Annotated in this window: 3 protein-coding genes and 1 pseudogene; 1 reads left to right on the top strand and 3 read right to left on the bottom strand. The window is 66.9% G+C overall.

Features of this window, described 5'->3' with window-relative positions; all coding sequences use genetic code 11:
- Positions 1-1,634: 1,634 nt before the first annotated feature.
- A complete protein-coding gene (locus ABZ070_RS36155) occupies positions 1,635-1,937 on the bottom strand; it encodes a hypothetical protein (protein WP_356640306.1) in 303 nt (100 codons plus the stop codon).
- An 84-nt stretch (positions 1,938-2,021) separates the two neighbouring features.
- The gene (locus tag ABZ070_RS36150; RefSeq protein ID WP_356640304.1) at positions 2,022-2,270 is read right to left on the bottom strand and encodes a transposase family protein; all 249 of its coding nucleotides are present in this window, start codon (positions 2,268-2,270) and stop codon (positions 2,022-2,024) included.
- Between the two features lie 590 nt (positions 2,271-2,860).
- Here ABZ070_RS36150 and ABZ070_RS36145 point away from each other — a divergent pair.
- Positions 2,861-3,277: a VOC family protein gene (locus tag ABZ070_RS36145; protein ID WP_356640302.1), complete on the top strand. Its 417-nt coding sequence runs from the start codon at positions 2,861-2,863 to the stop codon at positions 3,275-3,277.
- A gap of 113 nt (positions 3,278-3,390) precedes the next feature.
- Here ABZ070_RS36145 and ABZ070_RS36140 read toward each other — a convergent pair.
- Positions 3,391-3,578 (bottom strand): annotated as a pseudogene (locus ABZ070_RS36140) (hypothetical protein); the annotation flags it as partial.

Below are 3,578 nucleotides of genomic sequence, written 5' to 3'. Positions count from 1 at the left end.
GGACCGGGACGTGGGTGTTTCCGGCTGGTCGGAATCCTCCCACAGCACGGAACAGCCCGTGGATTGCGCCCGTTTGGCCGGGGAGGCAACTCCCCGCACCGCCCCCGCACACGGTGCGCCCCGCCACAGCCGCCGACGAGGCGGGCGCCAACGAAGGGGCTGTCGACTCCTGGGTCCGGCCGACCGAGGCTGACGGACACTGCAATTGACCGTGGGCCCCACGAAGCGCTGAGTCTGCTCACCGAACCGGCCGTGCCTGAGCGGGCGCCTCGGGTGCTGGTGTTGACGAGTTCGCCTTTCGCAAGGGGGTGGTGAACTCGTCAACGCCGACCACCCGCGGAGTGGCAGCTCGGGTTCGGGGAGGGCGTCGACCAGCCGCAGTACTGTACTGCGGCTGACGGACACCCCGAGCACGGAGGCCAGGCGGGCGCCGGCTCGGCCCGCCAGGGCGAGACCGACCGCGGCCAGGGTCGAGCGCAGCCGCTCGGTCCGAGTCTCCATTCGAGCCGGGGCGGTTCAGACTGCAGTGGGCCAATTAGACAGCGGCGCCACCTACCCCTGGCTGGCCGAGGTCCCTAATTCCATGGCCTTGCCATTTTAGCGCGCACGTGACCACCACATCAGAGGTTTCCGTCAAAGCGGAACAAGCTCACTTCGCGATGGCCTTCCGCGAGTCGTCCAACAGTCTGGCGTGGCGGGCACACCACCATTGGGTACTACGGCGTCACCGGCTGGCACAGGGCGATCGCATTAACGGTATCGGGGAATGTCCCGATGTTGCGAAAGACAACTGTCCAGGACTGGCCACCGTTGCTGGGCTCGGAGATCGCTGCGAATGTGGGGCTGAAGACCAAGTCGTCTTGCGTGAAGCCACCGCCTACTGCGGCGTATCCCGATGGACAATCCGCCGTGACTGTCACACTCCCACCCGCCGGAACGACGGTGGCGGGGCTTTGGGCTTCCAGGGGGATTGGTGTCGGTCCGGGGTCGCCGGTGGGTCCGGTCGCGCCGGTCGCACCGATGGGTCCGGTGGGTCCGGTCGGACCTGTGAATCCGGGGTCACCGGTGGGTCCGGTCGCGCCGGTCGCACCGATGGGTCCGGTGGGTCCGGTCGGACCCTGCGGGCCGGTGGCACCCTGGCACCCCTTCTTGCACCTGTCCCTGTCGCGGTCTCTGGCGCCGAAGTGCGTATCCGTCGCGGCGGCAACTGCGGCGGCGAACTCGCTGGCGGGCGTAACCGTCGAGGCGGCAGGCGTAGCGGGGTCGGGTGTAGCGGCCGAGGCGGCAGGCATCGACAGCGCCACGAAGCCGGCGGCCACACCGGCGGCAGCCGCCAGAGAGGCAAGCCTGATTTTCATTCCCTGCTCCTTCTACACGATGGAAGCGACACCCCGGCAAGGACAATTCTTGATGCCGAGTTCGCTTGTCGCAGTCGAGGCTCGACGAGGCGATTTGATCACCACCCGTGTTGATTTGTTAGGTCATGTCCCTAATTGCAGGGGAATACCACCCAAACAGAGCACGAAGACGGTTCCTAAGTACCGGGAAGAGGCCGTGGAGATGGTGATCGAGATGTCACGTCCGGTTGCCCAGGTTGCCCGGGAACTCGGACTCGCTGAAGGCATGAGCCCTATTCACGGGGCTTCACCAGCCAAAGGCGAGAGCGGTGACGGTCTTGGTGACGAGGGGGAAGTCTCCGAGGGGGGCGCGGTAGCGGTGGCGAGGATTTTCCAGCCCTTCAGGTGTGCGATCGCTCGCTCGACGGCGGCGCGGAGCTTGCTGATGCTCTGGTTGCAGACCTTGTCTGCGGTGGGGACGTTCCTGGCCAGGTGGTTTGCGTCTCGCGGTGAGCATGCCGGAGCCAGGTAGCCCAGATCGCCCATGCCCTCCCGCTCGACGAAGGCCTCCGGGAAGTGGGACTGACGCCAGGCGTACAGGTCGTGGCGGGAGCCCGGGACGGGCCCGGAGACTGCGAGCAGGTCCCGGACAGCGTGGCGGCGACCTGCAGGTTGAAGCCGGTGTCACGGTGCTTGCCCGAGAACGTCGTCACGAGGGTCCCGCCGAGCAGGACGACCCGGCGGCCGACGCCTCGGCAGGATCGGGGACACGGCCGGCCAGGACCTTCTCCACCACCGGCAAAGCGTCCTCCAGCGGCGGGAGACGGTGGACTGGCTGATGCCGAACAGCTCCGCGGCCGCTTCCTGGACCGGGGTCTCCCGCAGCAGGAACAGCACAAGCACCACGGACTTGTACAGGCCCAGCGCCCACATCCGCCCTGGTATCGCTGGCGGGCCCGGTCCTCCGCGAGCACCCGATGGACCCGGGCCACCAGCCGTCAAGTTGATCGTTTTCCAGCCCTGTCGTAACGTTCCAGTTCAACGGCCCTGCCCTGGTGGTGCGCTGACGAACTCTCATCCGTCACGCTACCGAGCAGGGCCACCTTCATGATCAAGGACAGTCAGGCCGACCCCCCTCCGGGGCTCGACGACCACGTCACTGCCACTCGGACCGAAGTGAAATCGGACATACCTCAGAGCATACTTTCCGAACCGCACGACAGTTGCACGGGGGCGGATGTGGTCGTGCTGTCACGATCGGCCCCGATCTCAGCAGCTTCACCTGGTCGATGCCCGGCAAGTGGGCCAGCGGGCCAATGGAGAAGCATTCCGACGGCTGTGGTTGATGGAAGCGGCAATGACGTCCAGCGGCGGCCCACGACCGCTGCCCGGCTTACGGCGACGCAGGCGCGCGGATCAGCCGCTCACACCCCGCGATCGCCCGACCGCGTGTGGCGTCAAAAAAGGCGGCACCGGGGCAATTACCCTGCGAGAAACCGACCCGCCTGCAAAAGGAGCGTCCAGTGCCATCTCGCCTCAACCCGTACATCAGCTTCGCCGGCAACGCGCGCGAGGCCATGGAGTTCTACAAAAGCGTCCTTGGCGGAAACCTGCGGCTGAACACGTACGCCGACATCGGCGGCGAGACTTCACCCGGCGACGCCGACAAGATCATGCACGGCATGCTCGAGACCGACCGCGGCTTCACGCTGATGGGAGCCGACACCCCGCCCGGCACGGAGCACAAGCCCGGCAACAACTTCTCGATCAGCCTGAGTGGCGAGGACGCCGACGAACTCCGCGGCTACTGGGAGAAGCTCTCCGCCGACGGCACGGTGAACGTCCTCCTCGAGAAGCAGATGTGGGGCGACACGTTCGGCATGTGCGTCGACCGGTTCGGCATCTCCTGGATGGTCAACATCAACGAGAGCCAGGGCTGACGCGGCCCGTCCGGTGAATGTGTGCGGCCGCCACGGCCGCACACCACCCCGTAGCGTCCGTTGTGGGAACTGCTTCAGCAACTGCCGCCCCCTCCGGCGCACTTCTCGCTCGGTCATGCCGTCGTGCTCGGCTGCGAGATACTGCGGCCATGCACGGGTCCAGTTAGCGCGATATAGTCGGCGGCGGCGCACGACCTCCAGCGCGCGACCCAGTCGATACCGGCCGCGATCGCGGTCGCGGTGGTGCCACCGGCGCAGTTGACGACCTTGACGCCGACCAGCTTGACGCCCTTGGCGACAC

Source organism: Streptomyces sp. NPDC006283 (genome assembly GCF_040613325.1).
In the GTDB taxonomy this organism is placed as follows: domain Bacteria; phylum Actinomycetota; class Actinomycetes; order Streptomycetales; family Streptomycetaceae; genus Streptomyces.
This window is presented reverse-complemented; position numbering and strand designations above follow the sequence as displayed.

Excerpts from the sequence above, each read along its gene's own strand:
- ABZ070_RS36150 (WP_356640304.1), bottom strand. The coding sequence starts at position 2,270 with ATGTGGGCGCTGGGCCTGTACAAGTCCGTGGTGCTTGTGCTGTTCCTG.